The organism is Micromonospora sp. NPDC005203 (genome assembly GCF_042872705.1).
Classification (GTDB): Bacteria; Actinomycetota; Actinomycetes; order Mycobacteriales; family Micromonosporaceae; genus Micromonospora.
Genome location: NZ_JBIAKV010000008.1, coordinates 118,672 through 139,777 on the forward strand (window position 1 = coordinate 118,672; position 21,106 = coordinate 139,777).

15 protein-coding genes are annotated in these 21,106 nt (G+C 71.3%); 11 read left to right on the forward strand and 4 right to left on the reverse strand.

The genetic code is table 11. The features are described from left to right. Nucleotides 1-46: 46 nt before the first annotated feature. Nucleotides 47-1,012, reverse strand: coding sequence for a serine/threonine-protein kinase (locus ACFYPM_RS19225; protein WP_387198398.1), 966 nt, complete (start codon nt 1,010-1,012; stop codon nt 47-49). Between the two features lie 188 nt (nt 1,013-1,200). On the opposite strand from ACFYPM_RS19225, the gene ACFYPM_RS19230 reads away from it, so the two are divergent. The 3 genes from ACFYPM_RS19230 (at nt 1,201) to ACFYPM_RS19240 (ending at nt 3,773) form a co-directional block, all read left to right on the forward strand. Next, the gene (locus ACFYPM_RS19230; protein WP_387198401.1) at nt 1,201-1,431 is read left to right on the forward strand and encodes a hypothetical protein; all 231 of its coding nucleotides are present in this window, start codon (nt 1,201-1,203) and stop codon (nt 1,429-1,431) included. Between the two features lie 112 nt (nt 1,432-1,543). Next, the gene (locus tag ACFYPM_RS19235) at nt 1,544-2,290 is read left to right on the forward strand and encodes a response regulator transcription factor (RefSeq protein WP_387198404.1); all 747 of its coding nucleotides are present in this window, start codon (nt 1,544-1,546) and stop codon (nt 2,288-2,290) included. Continuing rightward, the gene (locus ACFYPM_RS19240) at nt 2,268-3,773 is read left to right on the forward strand and encodes a sensor histidine kinase (RefSeq protein WP_387198407.1); all 1,506 of its coding nucleotides are present in this window, start codon (nt 2,268-2,270) and stop codon (nt 3,771-3,773) included. The genes ACFYPM_RS19235 and ACFYPM_RS19240 overlap by 23 nt, the downstream gene beginning before the upstream one ends. 24 nt (nt 3,774-3,797) lie before the next feature. Here the strand turns inward: ACFYPM_RS19240 and ACFYPM_RS19245 are convergent, their stop codons facing one another. Then, nucleotides 3,798-4,646 (reverse strand): arginase family protein, encoded by an 849-nt coding sequence (locus tag ACFYPM_RS19245; protein ID WP_387198891.1) that lies wholly within the window; start codon nt 4,644-4,646, stop codon nt 3,798-3,800. Nucleotides 4,647-4,847: 201 nt separating this feature from the next. On the opposite strand from ACFYPM_RS19245, the gene ACFYPM_RS19250 reads away from it, so the two are divergent. The 5 genes from ACFYPM_RS19250 to ACFYPM_RS19270 all read left to right on the forward strand — a co-directional run bounded on the left by ACFYPM_RS19250 (nt 4,848) and on the right by ACFYPM_RS19270 (nt 11,542). Then, nucleotides 4,848-4,997 carry a hypothetical protein gene (locus ACFYPM_RS19250; RefSeq protein WP_007459587.1) on the forward strand — a complete coding sequence of 50 codons (150 nt, stop codon included), beginning with the start codon at nt 4,848-4,850 and terminating at the stop codon, nt 4,995-4,997. 17 nt (nt 4,998-5,014) lie between these two features. Next, on the forward strand, nt 5,015-6,445 hold the full coding sequence (locus ACFYPM_RS19255; RefSeq protein WP_387198410.1) for a class I SAM-dependent methyltransferase: 1,431 nt from the start codon (nt 5,015-5,017) through the stop codon (nt 6,443-6,445). Then, on the forward strand, nt 6,438-8,489 hold the full coding sequence (locus tag ACFYPM_RS19260; RefSeq protein WP_387198415.1) for a sulfatase-like hydrolase/transferase: 2,052 nt from the start codon (nt 6,438-6,440) through the stop codon (nt 8,487-8,489). Before ACFYPM_RS19255 ends, ACFYPM_RS19260 begins: the two co-directional genes overlap by 8 nt. Before the next feature lie 166 nt (nt 8,490-8,655). Further along, on the forward strand, nt 8,656-9,939 hold the full coding sequence (locus tag ACFYPM_RS19265) for a citrate synthase (protein ID WP_387198418.1): 1,284 nt from the start codon (nt 8,656-8,658) through the stop codon (nt 9,937-9,939). Between the two features lie 388 nt (nt 9,940-10,327). Beyond that, on the forward strand, nt 10,328-11,542 hold the full coding sequence (locus tag ACFYPM_RS19270; protein WP_387198421.1) for a low temperature requirement protein A: 1,215 nt from the start codon (nt 10,328-10,330) through the stop codon (nt 11,540-11,542). A gap of 8 nt (nt 11,543-11,550) precedes the next feature. Here ACFYPM_RS19270 and ACFYPM_RS19275 read toward each other — a convergent pair whose 3' ends face one another. Both ACFYPM_RS19275 and ACFYPM_RS19280 read right to left on the reverse strand, forming a co-directional pair. Then, nucleotides 11,551-12,351 (reverse strand): SDR family oxidoreductase, encoded by an 801-nt coding sequence (locus ACFYPM_RS19275; protein WP_387198424.1) that lies wholly within the window; start codon nt 12,349-12,351, stop codon nt 11,551-11,553. 343 nt (nt 12,352-12,694) lie between these two features. Further along, the gene (locus ACFYPM_RS19280; RefSeq protein WP_387198894.1) at nt 12,695-14,143 is read right to left on the reverse strand and encodes a glycosyltransferase family 4 protein; all 1,449 of its coding nucleotides are present in this window, start codon (nt 14,141-14,143) and stop codon (nt 12,695-12,697) included. A gap of 318 nt (nt 14,144-14,461) precedes the next feature. Here ACFYPM_RS19280 and glgX point away from each other — a divergent pair, with 318 nt between their 5' ends. The 3 genes from glgX to treZ are packed head-to-tail and all read left to right on the forward strand — an operon-like array spanning nt 14,462 to nt 20,608. After that, nucleotides 14,462-16,579, forward strand: coding sequence for a glycogen debranching protein GlgX (glgX, locus tag ACFYPM_RS19285; protein ID WP_387198427.1), 2,118 nt, complete (start codon nt 14,462-14,464; stop codon nt 16,577-16,579). 1 nt (nt 16,580) lies between these two features. Continuing rightward, complete coding sequence (gene treY / locus ACFYPM_RS19290; protein WP_387198430.1) at nt 16,581-18,887, forward strand: malto-oligosyltrehalose synthase; 2,307 nt, start codon at nt 16,581-16,583, stop codon at nt 18,885-18,887. Next, nucleotides 18,884-20,608, forward strand: a complete 1,725-nt coding sequence (gene treZ, locus ACFYPM_RS19295; RefSeq protein WP_387198433.1) for a malto-oligosyltrehalose trehalohydrolase — start codon at nt 18,884-18,886, stop codon at nt 20,606-20,608. The genes treY and treZ overlap by 4 nt, the downstream gene beginning before the upstream one ends. Nucleotides 20,609-21,106: the final 498 nt, after the last annotated feature.

The window sequence follows — 21,106 nt, forward strand, 5'->3', positions numbered from 1 at the left end:
GTCGGCTACCCGGCCGCCGCCCGCCGAAACGCCCGTGCGCCCCCGGTCAGCGCCCGGAGGCCCCCTCCGGCTCGTCGAGCAGGACCACCGCCTCGGTCGCCTCGGTGGCGGCCCGTTCGGTCCATTCCGACGTCGGCACCGGCCGGCGGGGCGTCGGGGTCGTCATCGGGACGTACACCCGGGCGTCCACGGCCTCGGCCAGCAGCAGCGCCGCGACCATGCTGCTCGGGCGCAGCTCGGGATCGTCGGACAGGCAGGAGCGGCACAACTCGGCCACCTCCGGCGGCAGCCCGTCGATCTCGGGCAGCGGCTCCGGTGGCTGACAGCGGCGCACGCCGAGCAGTTCGTTGAGGGTGGCCGCGTGGTACGGCAGACGGGCGGTGAGGCTGTAGTAGAGCAGGACGCCGAGGGCGTACATGTCGGCGGCGGGGGTGGCCGGTGCCCGCTCCAACTGCTCGGGCGCGAGGAAGGCCGGGGTGCCCAACACCATCCCGGTCGGGTTCGGATCGGGTGCGCCGGCGGGGACGGCGATGCCGAAGTCGAGCACCTTCACGCCCGACGGGGTGAGCATGACGTTCGCGGGTTTGACGTCGCGGTGCACGATGCCCTCGGCGTGCGCGGCGGCCAGCGCCGCGGCGACCTCCGCGCAGACCCGTACCGCGATCCGCCAGTCCAGCGGCCCGGCCCGCAGGTGCGCGGCGAGCGTCTCACCCTCGGCCAGCTCCATCACGATGTAGGGCACGGCCCGGCCCGGCCAGGTCGAGGCGGTGCCGAAGTCGTGCACGCTCGCCACGTTCGGGTGCACCAGGCGGGCGGCCGACCGGGCCTCCGTGCGGATCCGATCCACCGGGCCGCCCTGGCTGTGCCGGCCGTCCTGGTCGTCCGGGCCGGGAAGGATGAGCTTCACCGCGACCAGTCGGTCCAGCACCTGGTCGTGGGCCCGCCACACCTCCGACATCCCACCCACCCCGATGCGCTGCTCGAGCTGATAACGCCCGTCCAGTGTGCGCATCGACCACTCCTCGCCCTCGCTCCGCCGACGGCGGGTGCTCCGATCGCGGTACCCGAGCGTCAAGCTGGGCAAACCGCAGCGGTGTTCGGGGCGATCGGCGCTGCGCCGACGGTGGCGGGTGCGGTAGCTTGCGAGCCAGAGCCGGCGTCACCGATTGTGCTGGCACGGTCACCCGAGGGGGCACCGCGATGAGCGAGGTCACCGTACGCTTCGTCGGCGGGCCCGCGGACGGCCTGGTCCGCCTGCTGCCGGCCGGCTCGGACGGCGCCCCACCGCAGCACTGGATCATGCGGCACCCGGACGGCACCGGGCCGGTGCAGCCCGGCCCCGACCACCTCTACGAACGCGACCGACCCGACGACGCGGGCGGTTGGAGCATGCGGTTCGTGCGTACCGACGCGTACGGGGTGTCCGAGTGACCACGAGGCGGGGCTGACGATGGTGACGCCGGCGTCCCGTCGGGTCGGCCGCACAGCTGGCGCACAGCTCCCGCAGGGGCGTGGCACAGGCGTCGCGGCCACGATGGGGCCCATGGGCACCAACGGGCAGGCCGCGCTGAGCCGGATCGAATTGCGTCGCCCCGACGGCGAACCCGTCCGGGTGCTGGTGGTCGACGACGAGGCGACGCTCACCGACCTGCTGTCGATGGCGCTGCGCTACGAGGGCTGGCAGGTCCGCAGCGCCGGCAACGGCATGGCGGCGTTGAGCGCCGCCCGACAGTTCCAGCCGGACGCGGTGGTCCTCGACGTGATGCTGCCCGACCTGGACGGCTTCCAGGTGCTGCGCCGCCTGCGTGAGCACGCCCCCACCGTTCCGGTGCTCTTCCTGACCGCCCGCGACGCCGTCGAGGAACGCATCGCCGGTCTGACCGTCGGCGGCGACGACTACGTGACGAAGCCGTTCAGCCTGGAGGAGGTGATCGCCCGGCTGCGCGCGCTGCTGCGGCGGTCCGGCTTCGCCGTCGCCGCCCGGGAGGACGCGGTCCTCACCGTCGGTGACCTCAGCCTGGACGAGGACAGCCACGAGGTCCGCCGCGACGGCCAGCTGATCACCCTCACCGCAACCGAGTTCGAGCTGCTGCGGTACCTGATGCGCAACCCGCGTCGCGTGCTCAGCAAGGCGCAGATCCTCGACCGGGTGTGGCACTACGACTTCGGCGGCCAGGCCAACGTCGTGGAGCTGTACATCTCGTACCTGCGCAAGAAGATCGACGCCGGTCGCGCGCCGATGATCCACACGCTGCGCGGCGCCGGCTATGTCCTCAAGCCCGCCGAGTAGCCGCCGCCCACTGCGCGCCGCCCGCCGGTGGCTGGCCGGCCGCTCCCTGCGTACCCGACTGGTGTTTGCCCTTCTCGCGCTGCTGGCGGTGGTCAGCGTCGCCGTCGCCGGCCTGACCACCGTGGCGCTGCGGCACGTCCTGATCGACCGGCTGGACGCCGAGTTGGCGCCCGCCACGGTGATGCGGGGTGACCGCCCCGGACGGCCGGCCTTCCCGGGCAGCGGCCCGGCCATCCCACCCGGGTCCCCGTCCGGGACGGTGGTCGCCGAGATCACCGATGGCCGGGTGACGAGCGCCCGGACCCTGACCGACAGCCCGTCGGGCGACGATCCGTTCCCCGACGAGCAGACCGTCGGAGTCGGCGACGTCGCCACACTGGCGGACCTGCCGGTCGACGCCACACCACGCACCGTCGACCTGGGCGCCCGCGGCGACTACCGGGCCGTGGCCCGGCAGTACTGGGACGGTCGGGTACGCGTCGTCGCCGTCCCGCTGGCCGGCGTCCAGGAGACCATCCGGCGGCAACTCGCCGCCCAGGCCGGGGTGGTCGCCCTCGGGCTGCTCGTCGCGGGCGCCGCCGGGGCGCTGATCGTGCGGGTCACGCTGCGCCCGCTCAACCGGGTGGCCGCCACCGCCACCCGGGTCACCGAACTGCCCCTGGACCGCGGCGAGGTGGCACTCGCCGTCCGCGTCCCGACCGCGGACACCGATCCGCGTACCGAAGTCGGCCAGGTCGGCGCGGCGCTGAACCGGATGCTGGGCCACGTCGCCGACGCGCTGTCCGCGCGGCAGGCCAGCGAGACCCGGGTACGCCAGTTCGTCGCCGACGCCAGCCACGAGCTGCGTACGCCCCTCGCGGCGATCCGCGGCTACGCGGAGCTGGCCCGGCGCGGCCGCGGCGAGGTTCCGGCCGACGTGGCGCACGCGCTGCGCCGGGTGGAGTCGGAGAGCACCCGGATGACCAGCCTCGTCGACGACCTGCTGCTGCTGGCCCGCCTCGACTCCGGTCGGCCGCTCGCGGTGGACCCGGTGGACCTGACCGCCCTGCTGGTGGACGCGGTCAGTGACGCGCACGTCGCCGGCCCCGACCACCGCTGGCAGCTCGGTCTGCCCGAGGTGGCGATCCGGGTGCCCGGCGACGCCGCGCGACTGCACCAGGTGGTGGCGAACCTGCTCGGCAACGCCCGGGTGCACACCCCGCCCGGCAGCACCGTCGCCACCACGTTGGCCGTCGACGCCGACAGTGCCGTGCTCACCGTCGCCGACGACGGACCCGGAGTGCCGGCGGAGGTGCGACCGGAGATGTTCGAACGGTTTGCCCGCGGCGACAGCTCCCGGTCCCGGGAGCACGGCAGCACCGGCCTCGGCCTGGCGATCGTGGCGGCCGTGGTGGAGGCCCACCACGGCACGGTCGCGGTGGACAGCCGCCCCGGCCGGACCGTGTTCACCGTCCGGTTGCCCGGCCCCAGCACGGACACCTGATCGGCCCGCGGCGACACCCGTGGGTCAGCCGCGCAGCACCTGGGCGAGGACCTCGACGACGCGTCGCGTGGAATGTCCGTCGGGGTCCTCGTCGGTGTTCAGGTCGGTCACGCTCATCCCGAGCAGCCGGTCGGCGCGGGCCAGCGGGGTGACAAGCGCGACCAGGTCGGCCCAGCGCAACCCGTCCGGCTCGGGGTAGGTCACCGCGGGCAGATCGCTCGGGTCCACCACGTCCAGGTCGAGGTGCAGCCAGGCCGGCCCGTCGGAGTCGGCGGCCAGGCCCGCCCCGACCCTCGCGGCACCTCGGCGCAGCACCTCGGCGGCGTTCACCTGGCGGATCGCCGGGTCGATCCGGGCCGCCTCGACCCGGCTGCTCTCGTCGGTGGCCGGGCGGTGCCCGAGCAGACAGACGCGGCTCGGCGCGATCAGCGTGCCGTCCGGGCCGACGGCGGCCGCCGGGCCGTGCCCGGTGACCACCGAGAGGTCCATGTCGGCGGCTTCGCCGGTCGGGGAGGTCGCACCGTCGAGAAAGTCCGGGTGGGCGTCGACGAACCACAGCTCGGTCCCCGGCGGCAGGGCACGGCAGATGCCGGGCAGGATCGCGCAGTCCCCGCCGAGCACCAGCGGTCGGTGGCCGTCCGCCAGGAGCGCGCCGACCCGCGCGGCGATCGCGCCACCGGCCCGGACCAGGCCCGCGGCGCCGATCACCCCGCTGGCCGGGTCCCGGACCGGGTCGCGCAACCGGGCCTCGTCGATCTGGCCGTCGTCGTCGGCGGACAACGCGTCGCGCAGGCCGGCCCGGCGCAGCGCGGCGGGGGCCCGTTCCTCGCCGCGCCCAGCGCCGGAGGAGTCCAGCGGCGCGTCCACGATCATCCAGCGCACGTTCGCAGCGTACCGGCGCGGTCGGGCGTTTCGACCACATTCTGTGGCGAGGCTGGGAGTACGCCGATGTGCCCGCGACGGCGATGAGGAGCGGCGTACGGTGAGGGACAAGTCCGGCTTTCTGGATCAAAAGCCTCACCGGTGCTGCGGCCGGGACGCCGGTGTCGAAACGGCGAGCGCAAGGAGCGATCGGTGATACATCTGGCCTACCTGGACGCGGGATCCGGCAGCCTGATCGTGCAGGCGGTCGTCGGCGGGGTGGCCGGCGCCGCGGTCGCCGCCAAGCTCTACTGGCGACGCCTCGTCGACCGGTTCCGCCGGCAACCGACCGACCAGCGGTGAGCGGGCCGGTCCCGACGATGGCGATCTCACCAACCGAGGTACGACCCGAGCCGGCCTCCTTCCGCGACCCCGCCAACCGCGTCTTCCACGTCGGCGACGAGGTGCTGCGCGGGCTGGACCCGCAGGCCGCCGAGCACTGGCGTGCCCTCACCGGCAGCACGTTCTTCCCGGCCCTGGTCGCCGCCCGCAAGGTCTGCGCCACCGAGGACGCCCCGTCGACACTGGTGCCCGCCGCGACCGGCGCGCCGTGGGCCGCCGTGCTGCGCCACGAGCGCATCCCGTTCGTCTCCCACCCGTACGAGTGGTCGTTCAGCATGCTGCGCGACGCCGCCCTGCTGCACCTGGAGATTCTGCACGCCGCGCTCACCGACGGCTTCACCACCAAGGACGGCTCGGCGTACAACCTGCAGTGGCGCGGCGCCGAGCCGGTCTTCATCGACATCGGCTCCTTCGAGCCGGTCCGCGACGGCGAGCCGTGGGCCGGTTACCGGCAGTTCTGCCAGACCGTGCTCTATCCGCTGATGCTCACCGCCCACCTGGGCGTCGACTTCCAACCCTGGCTGCGCGCCCGGGTCGACGGCATCGAGGCCGACGAACTCCGGCCCCTGTTCGGCGGGACCCGCCGGCTGCGCCCCGGCGTGCTGACCCACCTGCACCTGCACGGCGCCATGCAGCGCCGCAACGCCGCCGCCAGCACCACCGACGTCCGCGACCAGCTCCGGGCCGCCGGCTTCTCCCGGGAGTTGCTGCTGGCCACCGTAGGCGGCATGCGGAAACTGGTCCGCAAGCTGGACCATCGCCCCGCGGAGACCCACTGGTCGGACTACCAGCAGACCTGCGGTTACTCGGCCCGCGACCGCGTGGCGAAGGAACAGTTCGTCGCCGCCGCGGTGGCCGCCGGCACCCGCCCCCGCCTGGTGCTCGACCTCGGCGCCAACGACGGCCGGTACTCCCGACTGGCCGCCGGGCACGCCGACTACGTGGTCGCCGTCGAGCAGGACCCGGCGGTGGTCGACCAGTTGTACCGGACCCTGCGCGCCGAGGGGCAGCGCCGCATCCTGCCGCTGGTGCTGGACCTCGCCGACCCGTCGCCCGGCGGCGGCTGGCGGGGCGTCGAGCGGGCCGGCTTCGCGCAACGGGCGTCCGCCGACGTGGTGCTCGCCCTGGCCGTGGTGCACCACCTGGCGATCGGGCGCAACGTGCCGCTGCCGGAGGTCGTCGACTGGCTGACCGGGCTGACCGCGCCCGGCGGCGCGGTCGTGGTGGAGTTCGTCGGCCCGGAGGACCCGATGGCGACCCGACTGCTCGCCAACAAGCCCGCCGGCCTCTTCCCGGACTACCGACGCGACACGTTCGAGGCGTTGCTCGCCGCGCGGGGCCGGATCACCGACCGGCTGGAACTGCCCTCGGGCACCCGCACGCTCTACCGGACGGTGGTGGGTGGCTGACCCGGCCGCCCACCCACCAGCCCCGGACGCCCGGCCACGACCGGCCGCCACCCGCTGGTACCAGGGCTGGCGGAACGAGCTGGGCCGGCTGCTGGAGGTGGCCGCGCTGGTCGGGCTGGTCGTCACCCAGCCCCTACTGGACGTGCTCGGCCGCAGCCCCGACTTCTTCCTGTTCCACCGTGCCGACCCGGCCCAGATCCTGCTGCTGACCGCCCTGGTCGCGGTGCTGCCCACGACCGCGGTGGCCCTGCTCGGCGCGCTCAGTCGACTGGCCGGCCGAACCGCCCGCGCCCACACCCACACCGGTCTGGTCGGGCTGCTGCTCGCCGCCCTCGCCGTGCAGGTGGGCCGGCACGTGACGCCGCTTCGGGGCGTACCCCTGCTGCTGGTGGCCGTGCTGGCCGGTGCCGGCGGTGCGGCCGCGCACCGGCGGTGGCGGGCGCCGGGCCGGGCGCTGCGACTGGCCGCCGCCGGGCCGGTGGCGTTCGTGGCGCTGTTCCTGCTCGTCTCACCCACCTCGGCGGTGGTGCTGCCGCGCGGCGACGGCGGCACGGCCGGCACCGCCCAGGGCACCGGCGTACACCCGCCGGTGGTCATGCTGATCCTCGACGAGCTGCCGCTGGTCAGCCTGCTCGGGACGGACGGACGGATCGACGCCACGCGGTATCCGCACGTCGCCGAGCTGGCCGCCGGCTCGACCTGGTACCGCAACGCCACCGGGGTCAGCGGCTGGACGCCCAACGCGCTGCCCGCGATGCTCACCGGCCGGTACCCGGCCAAGCCCGTCGCACCGCACTACTCGCAGTACCCGGACAACATCTTCACCGCCTTCGGCGGCCTGTACGACATCCGGGCCGAGGAGAGCATCACCCGACTGTGCCCGCCCAGCCGCTGCGATCAACCGGTCGCCCCCGAACAGGGGCTCGGCGTGCTGGCCCGGCAGACCGGCAGGCTGCTCGGCCAGCTCTCCGGGCCGACGGAGAGCGCCGTCGACCCGGAGGACTCCTACCGGGAGCAGACCCGGGCCGAGGCCGGCCTGGACGCCGCCGAGCCGGTACCGGCCGACCCGACGTTCCGCTGGGACAGCCTGGACGACAACCAACCGGCCCGGTTCACCACCTTCCTGGCCGGGCTGAAACCGACGTCCCGGCCCACCCTGCACTTCCTGCACCTGCTGATGCCGCACTCACCGTGGGCCTACCTGCCCTCGGGGGCGCGCTACGACGCCCCCGAGGACCTGCCCAACGACGGCGCCGGCTGGATCGACCTGGCCCGGCAACGCCACCTCGCCCAACTCGGCTACACCGACCGGCTGATCGGCGAGACCCTGCGGACGCTGCGCGCCAGCGGCCTCTACGACCAGGCCCTCGTCGTGGTCACCGCCGACCACGGCGTCAGCTTCCGCCCCGGCGCGCAGGGCCGGGGCATGGACGCGATCAAGGCCGCCGCCGGTGAGGTCGCCTGGGTGCCGACGTTCGTCAAGGAGCCGCGGCAGCAGACCGGGCGGGTGGACGACCGCAACTGGGAACACGTCGACCTGCTGCCGACCGTCGCCGACGAGGCGAACCTCCGGCTGCCCTGGCGGGTCGACGGCCGCTCCGCCCGGCAGGCCCCCCGCACCGACGGCACGAAACACTTCTACGACCGCCCAGGCGAACCGGTCACCTTCCCCGGCGGGGTGCCCGCCCCGCCGCCACCGCCGACACCGCACCCCCTGGTCGGCACCGAGGTGCGCGCCGGACCGGCCGGCGGCAACGCTCGGGTGGCCGACCTGGCCGCGTTCACGGCCATGGACCCGGACACCGGCACCCTCCCGGCGCTCGTCTGGGGCGACGTCCCGGACCGGATCCCGGACGGCACGCTGCTGGCGGTGGCCGTCAACGGCCGGATCGGTGCCGTCGTCCCGGTGGTGCCGCCCGACCCCGGCGGACGTCGGTTCGCCGCGTTGCTCACCGACGACAGGCTGTTCCACGCCGGTAGCAACCAGCTCGACGTCTACCAGATCGCGACGGACGGTACGCTGCGACGCCTCGCACTGTCCTGAACGGGTCGTCCCGCCCACCGGGAAGCCGGGTTTCCCGGTGGCCCGGTCGGGAATCGGGTGACGCATACCTCACCGCCGAACCACGGCGGGCGTTGTCCCCCGAGCCGCAATTACGGTAGAAGCGAAGGCAATTCAACGTAGATCTGCCGGCGAAGCGAGGAACCACATGACGGAAGTCAAGCTCGATCACCCCGGCGGGCAGCTGTCGATGCCGGTACACCCAGCGGTCGACGGCCCCGCCGGTATCGGGGTGAGCAAGCTGCTGAAGGAAACCGGGATGACGACGTACGACCCCGGTTTCGTCAACACCGCGGCCGCCTCATCGGCGATCACCTATATCGACGGCGACGCGGGGATCCTGCGTTACCGGGGATACCCGATCGAGCAGCTGGCCGAGAAGTCCTCCTTCCTGGAGGTCTCGTACCTGCTCATCTACGGTGAGCTGCCGACCGAGCAGCAGTTGACCGAGTTCACCGAGTGGATCCGGCGGCACTCGCTGCTGCACGAGGAGATGCGCCGCTTCTTCGAGGGCTTCCCCCGGGACGCCCACCCGATGGCGGTGCTGTCGTCCGCGGTGAGCGCCCTGTCGACCTTCTACCAGGACAGCCTGGACCCGTTCGACTCCGAGCACGTGGAGATCTCCACGGTCCGGCTGATGGCGAAGGTCCCGACCATCGCCTCGTACGCGTACAAGAAGTCCATCGGGCAGCCGCTGCTCTACCCGGACAACTCGCTGGGGTACGTGGACAACCTGCTGCGGATGACCTTCGGCGTGCCGGCGGAGCCGTACGAGGTCGACCCGGTGATGTCGAAGGTGCTGGACATGCTGTTCGTCCTGCACGCCGACCACGAGCAGAACTGCTCCACCTCGACCGTCCGCCTGGTCGGCTCCAGCAACGCCAACCTGTTCGCCTCGGTCTCCGCCGGCGTGAACGCGCTGTTCGGCCCGCTGCACGGCGGTGCCAACCAGGCGGTGCTGGAGATGCTCCAGAAGATCCACGCCGGCGACGACGACGTCCGCTCCTTCGTCCGCAAGGTGAAGAACAAGGAGGACGGCGTCAAGCTGATGGGCTTCGGCCACCGGGTCTACAAGAACTACGACCCGCGGGCGGCGATCGTCAAGAAGGCCGCGCAGGACGTGCTGGGCCGGATGGCCAAGCCCGACCCGCTGCTGGACATCGCCATGGAGTTGGAGGAGATCGCCCTCGCCGACGACTTCTTCGTCTCCCGTCGGCTCTACCCGAACGTGGACTTCTACACCGGCCTGATCTACAAGGCCATGGGCTTTCCGACGAAGATGTTCACGGTGCTCTTCGCGCTCGGCCGGCTCCCCGGCTGGATCGCCCAGTGGCGCGAGATGATCAGCGACCCGGAGACCAAGATCGGCCGTCCGCGGCAGGTCTACGTCGGCGCGCCCGAGCGGGACTACGTCCCCTTCGCCGAGCGCTGACACCCGCTCCTCGCTTCACCAGCAGGCCGTCGACCCCTCCGGGTCGGCGGCCTGCCGCCTTCCCCGGTGCTGATCGAGCCCGGTCGGCCTGCTCTCCTTTGCATCGGCGGGGCTGGTGCTTGATCGACTCGGTTTTAGTGATGTCGGGGTGTCCCGGTGCGATTGATGGCCCGACTTCCAGGAGCACGAGTTGATCATCTGGGTGGACGCCCCGGTTTTCTGGAGAGCGAGTTGATCAGCGCGGGGTGCGGCACGACGCCGTGTCCCTGGTGCTGTCCGTGTTGGGCGAGTTGTGGTGCTGTTGCCTGCTTGGGCGAGTCATCGCCACGTCCCCGATACGATGTGCGCACCAGTCAAAACGGGGCAAACAAGCCCAGGGGGCGTTGTCGTGTCGGATGGGCGGGCCGCTCATCGGGAGTCGCGGCTCCTACGTGCCGTTCAGACGACAGGTGAGGGTCAGTCGGCGACGACGTTCGAGTTGCTCTTCGACCTGGTGTACGTCTTCGCGATCACGCGGGTGACCGCCTACATGGCCGACGCGCACAGTGCGCCCGGGGTGCTGCGGGGGTTGATCCTGCTCGCGTTGTTGTGGACGACGTGGGCCGGCTATGCGTGGCTGGGCAACCAGGCCCGGGCCGATGTGGGTCTGCTCCGGCCGGGGCTGTCGGTGGCGATGGTCGCGATCTTCATCGTCGACCTGACCGTCCTGCAGGCGTGGCACGACGCGCCGGGCGCGCTGAACGCGCCGCTGGTGTTCGTCTGCGCCTACCTGGTCGTGCGCTTCGTGCACCTCGGGGTCTACTCGGTCGCCGCCGGCAAGGACGCGGGGCTGCGGCGTCAGATCGCCCTCACGTGGATCCCGGTGGCGGCCAGCGTGACCCTGCTGTTGATCGGGATTGGGATCGGCGGGTGGTGGCAGACCCTGCTGTTCGCCGGTGCCGTCGTGGTCGAGTGGGTCGTGTACCTCCTGACGTCACGGCGGGGTGACTGGCGGGTGCACAGCGCCGCGCACTGGACCGAGCGGCACGGCTTGTTCGTGATCCTGACGATCGGCGAGTCGATTCTGTCGATCGGCTTCGGCGCCCAGGGCCAGCCCGTCGCCTGGCCGCTGCTCGTGGTCGCCGTGCTGGGTGTCGCGCTCGCCATCGGTCTGTGGTGGCTCTACTTCGATCTCGTATCGCTGGCGGCGGCACGCCGGCTGGAGCAAGCCCGAGGGCAGGCAAGAACGATCCTTGCCGTGGAGGCCTACAACTTCGCGCATTTCCCGATCGTCGCCGGCGTCGTCCTCACCGCTCTCGGCATCGAGGGCGTGGCAGCCCACGCCGGCGACGGGGACCCACTGGGTGTCTTCTCCGCCTCGGCCCTGTTCGGCGGCCTCGCGACCTACCTGGCCGGGCAGTTGCTGTTCGTCCAGCGCATGCACATGGCGCTCAACGTCGTACGGCTGGTCGCCGTGGGCGTGCTGCTGGCCGGCATCGCGCTCGCGGCCCTGGTGCCGCCGCTGGCCGCGCTCGCGCTGCTGGTGCTGATCGTCGCGGCACTGATCGTTGTGGACACGGCCCGACACAGCGACCTGCGTCGGCAGTTACGGGGGAGTAGCTGAGGGAGGCGCTAGATGACGGGAAGTTCGCCGCCGTCGACGGTCAGGCTTATTCCGGTGACCCACTGCGCCCGGTCCGACACGAGGTAGGCGACAGCCTCGGCGATGTCGCGTGGGTCTCCGGGACGACCCAGTGGGATGCCCGCCGTGGTGGCGGCAAGTGCGACGTTCATCGCGTCGGCGAAGTTCTGGCGGATCGCGTCGGCGCCCGGGGTGAGCACGTTGCCGGGGATGATCGTGTTGACGCGGATTCCGGCGGGCGCTAGCTCGCTGGCGAGCGCTTTGCCGTAGGTGTTGAGGGCGGCCTTGGCGGCACCGTAGTGCGCCAGTGGCGGCGCCGGCGTGAGCGCCGCTCCGGAGGAGATGTTGACGATCGCGGCGCCCGCCCCGGCCTCGCGCAGCGCCGGCAGCACCGCGTTGTTGACCCGCACTGCGGACAGATAGTTGAGGTAGAGCGCGTCGAGCCATTCCTCATCGGGGATGGATGAGATGCCCCCGAGGTGAGCGCGTGCCGCCGCTGCGTTGTTGACCACGATGTCGACGCCGCCGAGTTCGTCGAGCGCCGCCGCTGCGAACGCCTGCACGCCCGCGAGCGTGCCGATGTCGCCCTGAATGAAGGTGGCTGCCTTCGGTGTCTCGTCGGAGGCGTTACGCGCCGTGGTGACGACTGTCGCGCCGCCGTCGAGCAGCCGCTGGACGATGGCCGCGCCGATCCCGCGACTGCCTCCCGTGACGATCGCGCGCTTTTGGGCGAACTCGGTGGGGTCGGGTGAGGTGACGGTCCTGTACATACGGTTCACCGTAATCGACAAGATTCCCGATTCGGACCGATGCCTCAGAACGGCGCACCACGGCGGCGGGTGGCGACCACGGAAGGGACGGATTCCAGGAAGCCGAGTCGATCACCGACGGGGTCGGGGCTGGCGTGCGTCGGCGGGTCGGGGCTGGCGTTCGCCGCTCGGTCGGGGCTGGCGTGCGCGAACCGGTCGGGCTGGTGGGCCGCGACCGGTCGGGCTGGGAGGTCGCGGCCGGCCGGTGCCGGGTGGCGCGGCGTGATCGACTCGGCTTCCGGGAAGTCGGGGTGTCGCGGACGCTGGGACACCCCGACGTCAAGGAAACCGAGTCGATCAAGCGCCGGGCGTCGATCGAGCGGCGTCAGCGCAGGCCGGCGGCGGCGAGCAGGTTGCCCTCGGGTAGCGCCGGAAGCGCCCGGCCCTGGGCCATGCGCTGCTCGGCGCGTTGGGCGGTGAACGCGGCGTCGGTGGCGATGGCGGCGGCGTAGCTGGCGGCGGTGCGCTGGGCGATCGCCGACCAGCCGTACTGGTCGTGAACCATCCGGCGGGCACGGCGGGCCATGACGCGCGCCCGGTCGGGGTCGGACAGCAGCGCGTCGATCGCGTCGGTGAGTCCGTCGGGGTCGTGCGGGCGGAAGGTCATCCCGGTCACGCCCGGCTCGACGATCTCGCCGAGGCCACCGGTGGCGGCGACGGCCAGGGGTGTGCCGGCTGCCGCGCCCTCCAGGGCCACCATGCCGAACGGCTCGTAGATGCTCGGCACGGCGAAGCAGTCGGACGCGGCCATCAACGCCGGCAGGTCGGTGCCGCCCAGGAAGCCCGGCATGGTGACCATCCCGCCGAGGCCACGGCGGTGCACCTCGGCCTCCAACTCGGCGCGGTAGGGGCCGTCGCCGGCGATCACGGCCCGCAGCCCGGGGTGCCGCTCGCGCAGCCGGGGCAGCGCGGCGATCAGGTGCTGGACGCCCTTCTCGTAGACGAGGCGGCCGGCGAAGGTGACCAGCGGGCCGTCCCCGGCGAACCGGGCGCGGGCGGCGGCCACCGCGCGGGCCGGTACCCGCCAGCGGTGCGGCTCGACGCCGTTGGCGACCACGTCGACCCGGGCGGTCGGGACGTCGAACAGGGCGTTCACCTCGTCGCGCATGTACCCGGAGCAGACGATCACCCGGCCGGACTCACTGGTGAGCCACTGCTCGACGCCGTGGATGGTGCGGTTCATCTCCTCGGGCAGCCAGCCCTGGTGCCGTCCCGCCTCGGTGGCGTGGATCGTGCTGACCAGCGGGATGTCCAGGTGGTCGCGCAACGTCATCGCCGTGTGGGCGACGAGCCAGTCGTGGGCGTGGATGACGTCGTAGCTGCCGGCCTGGGTGGCTCGCAGCGCGGTGCGGGTGAGGGTGTGGTTGAAGGCCATGGTCCAGGCCAGCAGGGAGTCGGTGGCGAGGGGGAACGTGACCGGATCCTCGGGGGCGCGCAGGACGCGGACGCCGTCGGCGTACTCCTCCATCGGTGCGCCGTCGGTGTGGCGGGTGACGACGGTGACCTCGTGGCCGGCGGCGGCGAGGGCGACGGAGAGGGCGTGCACGTGGCGGCCGAGGCCGCCGACGAGCACCGGCGGGTACTCCCAGGACAGCATCAGGATGCGGCGGGTCTGCGGGGGCACCCCGGCGGCGGGGTGCACCGGCACGCCAGCAGCCGGCGCGACAACAGCGGGCACGACCACACCGGGCTGGGTCGGGAGCGGGGACCGGGAGGTCAGGGTGGGCCGGTGGGCCCGGTCCTTGCTGGCTGTGTGCTGCTCGTCGACCCGCATTGTCACATCAATCTCCGTCCATGCATGGTGGTACGCCGACGTCAGTGGCGGCGGAGTGAGGTGTAAGGGGTGGCCGAGTGGCCCGGCGGAAACGCGCGAACGCTTGTCCCCGATCAAGGAAAGGGCATCGCGCCCGAGAACGCACCTCAAAAAGGGTCATCGTGACGGAGGACACCTGCGGGTGTTGCCCGCCTCAGACGGGTGGTTTTCCGTCACCGCCTGAAAGGATGGATTGGCGCTCCCAGGCGGGGGGCATTACCTGCGTGCGCGCGGGCATGCGTCGGCCGGTGCGGGCACAACCATGGTCTAAGGAGCAACATGCAGGTCTGGCCGGGCGAGCGGTACCCCCTGGGCGCCACCTACGACGGGATGGGCACCAACTTCGCCATCTTCTCCGAGGTGGCCGACAGGGTCGAGCTGTGCCTCTTCGACGAGTGGGACACCGGCGCGGAGCGCCGCGTCGAGCTGCGTGAGGTGGACGCCTACGTGTGGCACGCGTACCTGCCGGGCATCGAGCCGGGGCAGCGCTACGGCTACCGGGTGCACGGCCCGTACGACCCGGCCAACGGGCTGCGCTGCAACCCGCACAAGCTGCTCCTCGACCCGTACGCGAAGGCCATCGACGGTGACGTCCAGTGGGACCCGGCGGTCTACGACTACGACATGGGGGAGCCGGAGAAGATGTCGGAGACCGACTCGGCGCCGTTCATGCCGAAGTCGGTGGTGGTCAACCCGTACTTCGACTGGGGCAACGACAAGCCGCCGCGCACCCCTTACCACCACTCGGTGATCTACGAGGCGCACGTGCGCGGGCTGACCATGCGCCACCCGGACATCCCGGAGGAACTGCGCGGCACGTACGCGGCCATCGCCTCCCCGCCGATGATCGACTATCTGACCCGGCTCGGGGTGACCGCGATCGAGCTGATGCCGGTGCACCAGTTCATCCACGACAACCGCCTCAGCGACCTGGGGCTGCGCAACTACTGGGGTTACAACACCATCGGGTTCTTCGCCCCGCATCACGGCTACTCGGCGCTGGGCCGCACCGGCCAGCAGGTGCAGGAGTTCCGGGGCATGGTCAAGGCGCTGCACGCGGCCGGCATCGAGGTCATCCTCGACGTGGTCTACAACCACACCGCCGAGGGCAACCACCTCGGCCCGACGCTGAGCTTCAAGGGCGTGGACGCCCCCAGCTACTACCGGCTCAGCGAGGAAGATCGCCGCTACTTCGTCGACTACACCGGCACCGGCAACAGCCTCAACGTGCGCAGCCCGCACTCCCTGCAACTGATCATGGATTCGCTGCGCTACTGGGTGACCGAGATGCACGTCGACGGTTTCCGCTTCGACCTGGCGGCCACCCTGGCCCGCGAGTTCTACGAGGTGGACCGGCTCTCCACGTTCTTCGAGGTGGTGCAGCAGGACCCGGTGGTCAGCCAGGTGAAGCTGATCGCCGAACCGTGGGACGTCGGCCCCGGCGGCTACCAGGTGGGCAACTTCCCGCCATTGTGGACGGAGTGGAACGGAAAATACCGTGACACCGTGCGGGACTTCTGGCGCGGCGAGCCGGCCACCCTCGCCGAGTTCGCGTCGCGGATCTCCGGCTCCGCCGACCTCTACCAGGACGACGGCCGCCGCCCGTTCCACAGCATCAACTTCGTCACCGTGCACGACGGGTTCACCCTCAACGACCTGGTGTCGTACAACGACAAGCACAACGAGGCCAACGGCGAGGACAACCGCGACGGCGAGAGCCACAACCGTTCCTGGAACTGCGGCGTCGAGGGCGACACCGACGACGAGGCGGTGCTCGCCCTGCGCGCCAAGCAGCGGCGCAACTTCCTGGCCACCCTGATGCTGTCGCAGGGCGTACCGATGATCGGCCACGGCGACGAGTTGGGCCGCACCCAGCACGGCAACAACAACGTCTACTGCCAGGACAGCGAGCTGGCCTGGGTCGACTGGGACAACGTCGACGAGCACCTGCTGGAGTTCGTCCAGACGTTGACCGCGTTCCGCAAACGGCACCAGGTGTTCCGCCGTCGCCGGTTCTTCACCGGCCTGCCGGTGAACGGGCGCGGCATCGACGAGCCGCTGCCCGACCTGGCCTGGCACACCCCGGACGGGCGGGAGATGACCGCCGACGACTGGGGCAACGACTTCGGCCGCTCGGTGGCGCTGTTCGTCAACGGCGAGGGCATCCGCGAACGCGGCCAGTACGGCCAGAAACACCACGACGCCTCGTTCCTGCTCTGCTTCAACGCCCACGACGCGCCGCTGGAGTTCACCATGCCCGGCAGCGAGTACGGCCAGAAGTGGGAACGGGTGATCAGCACTGCCGAACCCGAGCCTGGCGACGCCACGGTGATCAGCGCGGGCGGCACCATCCGGGTGCCGGACCGGTCCCTCGTCGTGCTGGAGAGGACGATCTGACATGCCGGCCACCCCTCCGAAGGCCACCTACCGCATCCAGGTCCGCCCCGGCTTCGACCTGGACGCCACCGCCGCGATCCTCGACTACCTCGCCGACCTGGGCGTCAGCCACCTCTACACCGCCCCGCTGCTGACCGCCACCCCCGGTTCGCAGCACGGCTACGACGTGGTCGACCACCGGGCGGTCAACCCGGAGCTGGGCGGCGAGGCCGCCCGGCAGCGACTGCTGGGCGCGCTGCGCGCCAACCAGCTCGGCCTGGTCGTCGACATCGTGCCCAACCACGCCGGTGTCGCCGTACCTTCGGCCAACCCGGCCTGGTGGGACGTGCTGCGCCGGGGGCGCGACTCGTCGTACGCCGACTGGTTCGACATCGACTGGGACCGGGGCCGGCTGCTGCTGCCGGTGCTCGCCGACGACCCGGCCGCCCTGGACGACCTCAAGGTGGTCGACGACGAGCTGCGCTACCACGAGCACCGCTTCCCGATCGCCGACGGCACCGGCGACGGCACCGCCGCCGACGTGCACGACCGGCAGCGCTACGAGCTGGTCTCCTGGCGGCGCGGTGACGCCGAGCTGACGTACCGCCGGTTCTTCGCCATCGCGGGCCTGGCCGGTCTGCGCGTGGAGGACCCGGCGGTGTTCGCCGCCACCCACGAGCTGATCCTGCGCTGGGCCGCCGCCGGGGAGGTCGACGGCATCCGCGTCGACCACCCGGACGGCCTGCGCGACCCGGCCGGCTACCTGACCCGGTTGCGGGCCGCCGCCCCGGACGCCTGGCTCGTGGTGGAGAAGATCCTGGAGTACGGCGAGGAGCTGCCGGACTGGCCGGTGGACGGCACCACCGGCTACGAGGCGCTGGCCGCGGTCGGCGGGCTCTTCGTCGACACCGACGCCGAGGGCGACTTCACGGTGCTGGACACCCAGCTCGCCGGGCACCGCACCTCCTGGGAGGACCTCACCCACGCCACCAAGCTGGCCGCCGCCACCGGGCTGCTCGCCGCCGAGCTGACCCGACTGGCCGCGCTCGCCCCCGAGGTGCCCACCGAGCAGGCCCGCTCGGCCCTCGCCGAGCTGGCCGCCGCGTTCGAGGTCTACCGGGGCTACCCACCGCACGGCGCCCGGCACCTCGCCGCCGCCCGCTCCGAGGCCGGCCGCCGTCGCCCCGACCTGGCCGGCGCCCTGGACGCGGTCACCCGCCGACTGCGCGATCCCAACGACGAGCTGGCAAAACGGTTCCCGCAGCTCACCGGCGCGGTGATGGCCAAGGGCGTGGAGGACACCGCGTTCTACCGGTGGACCCGGTTCGTGGCGCTCAACGAGGTCGGCGACAGCCCCGCCCACTTCGGGGTGCCGCCGGCGGAGTTCCACCGCAACGCCTCCGCCCAGCAGGTTCGCTGGCCCGCCACCATGACCACCGTCTCCACCCACGACACCAAACGCGGCGAGGACGTCCGCGCCCGCCTCGCCGTGCTCAGCGAGCTGCCGGGCCGCTGGGCCGAGCAGGTCAAGACCTGGATGGAGTACGCGCCGCTGCCCGACCCGGCGTTCGCCCACCTGCTGTGGCAGACCGCCGTCGGCGCGTGGCCGATCGAACGGGAACGGCTGCACGCGTACGCCGAGAAGGCCGCCCGGGAGGCCGCGGCCTCGACCAGTTGGGCGGACCCGGACCCGGCCTTCGAACAGGCCATGCACGCGGTCATCGACCGGATGTACGACGACCCGAGCCTGCACGACGAGCTGACCGAACTCGCCGCCGCCATCACCCCGGCCGGCTGGTCCAACTCCCTCGGGCAGAAACTCGTACAACTCACCATGCCCGGTGTCCCGGACACCTACCAGGGCACCGAGTTGTGGGACAACTCCCTGGTCGACCCGGACAACCGCCGCCCGGTCGACTTCGACGTACGCCGAGAGTTGCTGGCCCGCCTCGACGGCGGCTGGCGTCCCCCGATCGACACCGACGGCGCGGCGAAGCTGCTCGTCGTGTCGCGGACCCTGCGGCTGCGGCGGGCGCACCCGGAGCTGTTCACCGGCTACCGGCCGGTGCCGGCGCACGGGCGGCTGGGGCGGCACGCGGTGGCGTTCGACCGGGGCGGCGCGATCACCGTCGCGACCCGGCTGCCGCTGGGCCTGGCCCGCGCCGGCGGCTGGTGCGACACCGCGCTGTCGCTTCCCGTTAACGAGGTGACCGACCTGTTCACCGGTCGGGTCTACAGTGGCGGGGAGACCCCTCTGGACGACCTTCTGTCCGACTATCCCGTCGCACTGCTGGCCCCACCCACCGCTGCCGTGGAGGCTGCGTCATGACCGAATTCTCCGTGTGGGCACCGGACGCCACCCGCGTGCGGCTACGCCTCACCGGTGACGCCGACCACGAGATGCGCGCCGCCGCCGACGGCTGGTGGCGCGTCGACGTGCCCAACGCCGGCCTCGACTACTCCTTTCTGCTGAACGACGACGAAACCCCGCTGCCCGACCCCCGCTCACCGTGGCAGCCTGCTGGTGTGCACGGGCCCAGCCGCCGCTACGACCACTCGGCCTTCGCGTGGTCCGACACCTCGTGGACCGGCCGGCAACTGCCCGGCAGCATCCTCTACGAGCTGCACATCGGCACCTTCACCCCGGAAGGCACCTTCGACGCGGCGATCGACCGCCTCGACCACCTGGTGTCACTCGGCGTCGACCTGATCGAACTGCTCCCGGTCAACGCCTTCAACGGCGAACACAACTGGGGGTACGACGGCGTCTGCTGGTTTGCCCCGCACCAGCCGTACGGCGGCCCCGACGGCCTGAAACGGTTCGTCGACGCCGCCCACGCGCGCGGGTTGGGGGTGATCCTCGACGTCGTCTACAACCATTTCGGGCCCTCCGGGGCCTACGCGCCACAGTTCGGGCCGTACCTCGCCGAGCAGTCGAACTCCTGGGGGCGGTCGGTCAACCTGGACGGGCCGCACTCCGACGAGGTACGCCGCTACATCATCGACAGCGTCCTCATGTGGCTGCGCGACTATCACGTGGACGGGCTGCGGTTGGATGCCGTGCACGCCCTGCCGGACTCGCGGGCGGTGCCGCTGCTCGAAGAGCTGGCTCTTGCCGTGGAGTCGCTGTCGACGCACCTGGGGCGGCCGTTGTCGCTGATCGCCGAGTCCGACCTCAACGATCCGCGGCTGATCACGTCTCGGGAGGCTGGTGGGTTCGGGCTGCACGCGCAGTGGAACGACGATGCTCATCACGCGCTGCACACGTTGCTGACGGGGGAGCGGCAGGGGTACTACGGGGATTTTGGCTCTCTGGAGACGCTGTCGGATGTGCTGACGGGTGGGTTCTTCCACGCCGGGACCTGGTCGAGCTTCCGCAACCGGCACCATGGGCGGCCGCTGGATTCGCGGGTGCCTGGGCATCGGTTGGTGGCTTACCTGCAGAACCATGATCAGATCGGGAACCGGGCTACCGGGGATCGGATCTCGGCTTCGCTGTCGCCTTCGCTGCTGCGGGTCGGGGCCACGTTGCTGTTGACGGCTCCGTTTACTCCCATGTTGTTCATGGGGGAGGAGTGGGCTGCCTCTACGCCCTGGCAGTTCTTCACGTCGCATCCGGAGCCGGAGTTGGCGTCTGCGGTGCGTAGCGGGCGGCGGCGGGAGTTCGCGTCGCACGGGTGGCCGGAGGGGGACGTGCCGGATCCGCAGGATCCGGAGACGTTCGTGCGGTCGCGGTTGGACTGGGCAGAGCTGGACAAGCCTGAGCATGCTTCGATGTTGTCGTTCTACCAGCGGTTGATTGGGCTGCGGCGGTCTGTGCCTGACCTGTCGGATCCTCGGCTGCATGCGGTTTCTGTGCAGCATGGGGACCAGTTTTTGCTGATGCGGCGGGGGGACACGCTTGTGGTGGCGAACTTCGCTGGGCGGGGGCAGGGGGTGTCGCTGCCTGGGGTGGCTCGGCGGGTGTTGCTGGCTACGGGGGAGGGGGTCACCGTCATGCGGGACCGGATCCAGTTGCCTGCGGAGACTGCGGCGATTGTGGCGCTCTAACATCAATATGCGCATCAGATTACGTAGTTATTGCTCGTTCTCTAAATCACGTGGGACACGTAGTTGAGGCGCCCTTCTCCTGGGGATGTTTTCCACTTCCGCATCTACTGACAATAGGATGAGATTGAATAGGAAAAGTAGCCGCGCAAATTTAGTTATGGCGATAGCTAGGGCGCTCTCAAATATCCATTGAGAGCCATTAGGATTGCTGGGGCGATCGACCGTCATGGCACCCAGGCAAAAGACCGCGCCGACAAGTAGCCATGCAGCGATGTTGATCCAATTTCGACGAATTCTTGGTCCGTGGGTAGAGCGCAAAGCAGTTACTACGGGACCTGATGAACTGCCATACTGAGCGATTGCAGTGCCCGCGAATCCTGCTATCAGGGCCATTAAAGCGGACCCCGCGCTGTATATATCCTTTCTTTGGTCTTGGCTAGTCCATGCCAATGCATCGCCGACGTGGTGCACCCCCACGATGTAAGAATGGACCCCTAC

Excerpts from the sequence above, each read along its gene's own strand:
- ACFYPM_RS19265 (WP_387198418.1), top strand. The coding sequence starts at position 8,656 with ATGACGGAAGTCAAGCTCGATCACCCCGGCGGGCAGCTGTCGATGCCG.
- treY (WP_387198430.1), top strand. The coding sequence starts at position 16,581 with ATGCCGGCCACCCCTCCGAAGGCCACCTACCGCATCCAGGTCCGCCCC.
- ACFYPM_RS19255 (WP_387198410.1), top strand. The coding sequence starts at position 5,015 with ATGGCGATCTCACCAACCGAGGTACGACCCGAGCCGGCCTCCTTCCGC.
- ACFYPM_RS19245 (WP_387198891.1), bottom strand. The coding sequence starts at position 4,646 with ATGATCGTGGACGCGCCGCTGGACTCCTCCGGCGCTGGGCGCGGCGAG.
- ACFYPM_RS19280 (WP_387198894.1), bottom strand. The coding sequence starts at position 14,143 with ATGCGGGTCGACGAGCAGCACACAGCCAGCAAGGACCGGGCCCACCGG.
- glgX (WP_387198427.1), top strand. The coding sequence starts at position 14,462 with ATGCAGGTCTGGCCGGGCGAGCGGTACCCCCTGGGCGCCACCTACGAC.
- treZ (WP_387198433.1), top strand. The coding sequence starts at position 18,884 with ATGACCGAATTCTCCGTGTGGGCACCGGACGCCACCCGCGTGCGGCTA.
- ACFYPM_RS19235 (WP_387198404.1), top strand. The coding sequence starts at position 1,544 with ATGGGCACCAACGGGCAGGCCGCGCTGAGCCGGATCGAATTGCGTCGC.
- ACFYPM_RS19225 (WP_387198398.1), bottom strand. The coding sequence starts at position 1,012 with ATGCGCACACTGGACGGGCGTTATCAGCTCGAGCAGCGCATCGGGGTG.
- ACFYPM_RS19240 (WP_387198407.1), top strand. The coding sequence starts at position 2,268 with ATGTCCTCAAGCCCGCCGAGTAGCCGCCGCCCACTGCGCGCCGCCCGC.
- ACFYPM_RS19230 (WP_387198401.1), top strand. The coding sequence starts at position 1,201 with ATGAGCGAGGTCACCGTACGCTTCGTCGGCGGGCCCGCGGACGGCCTG.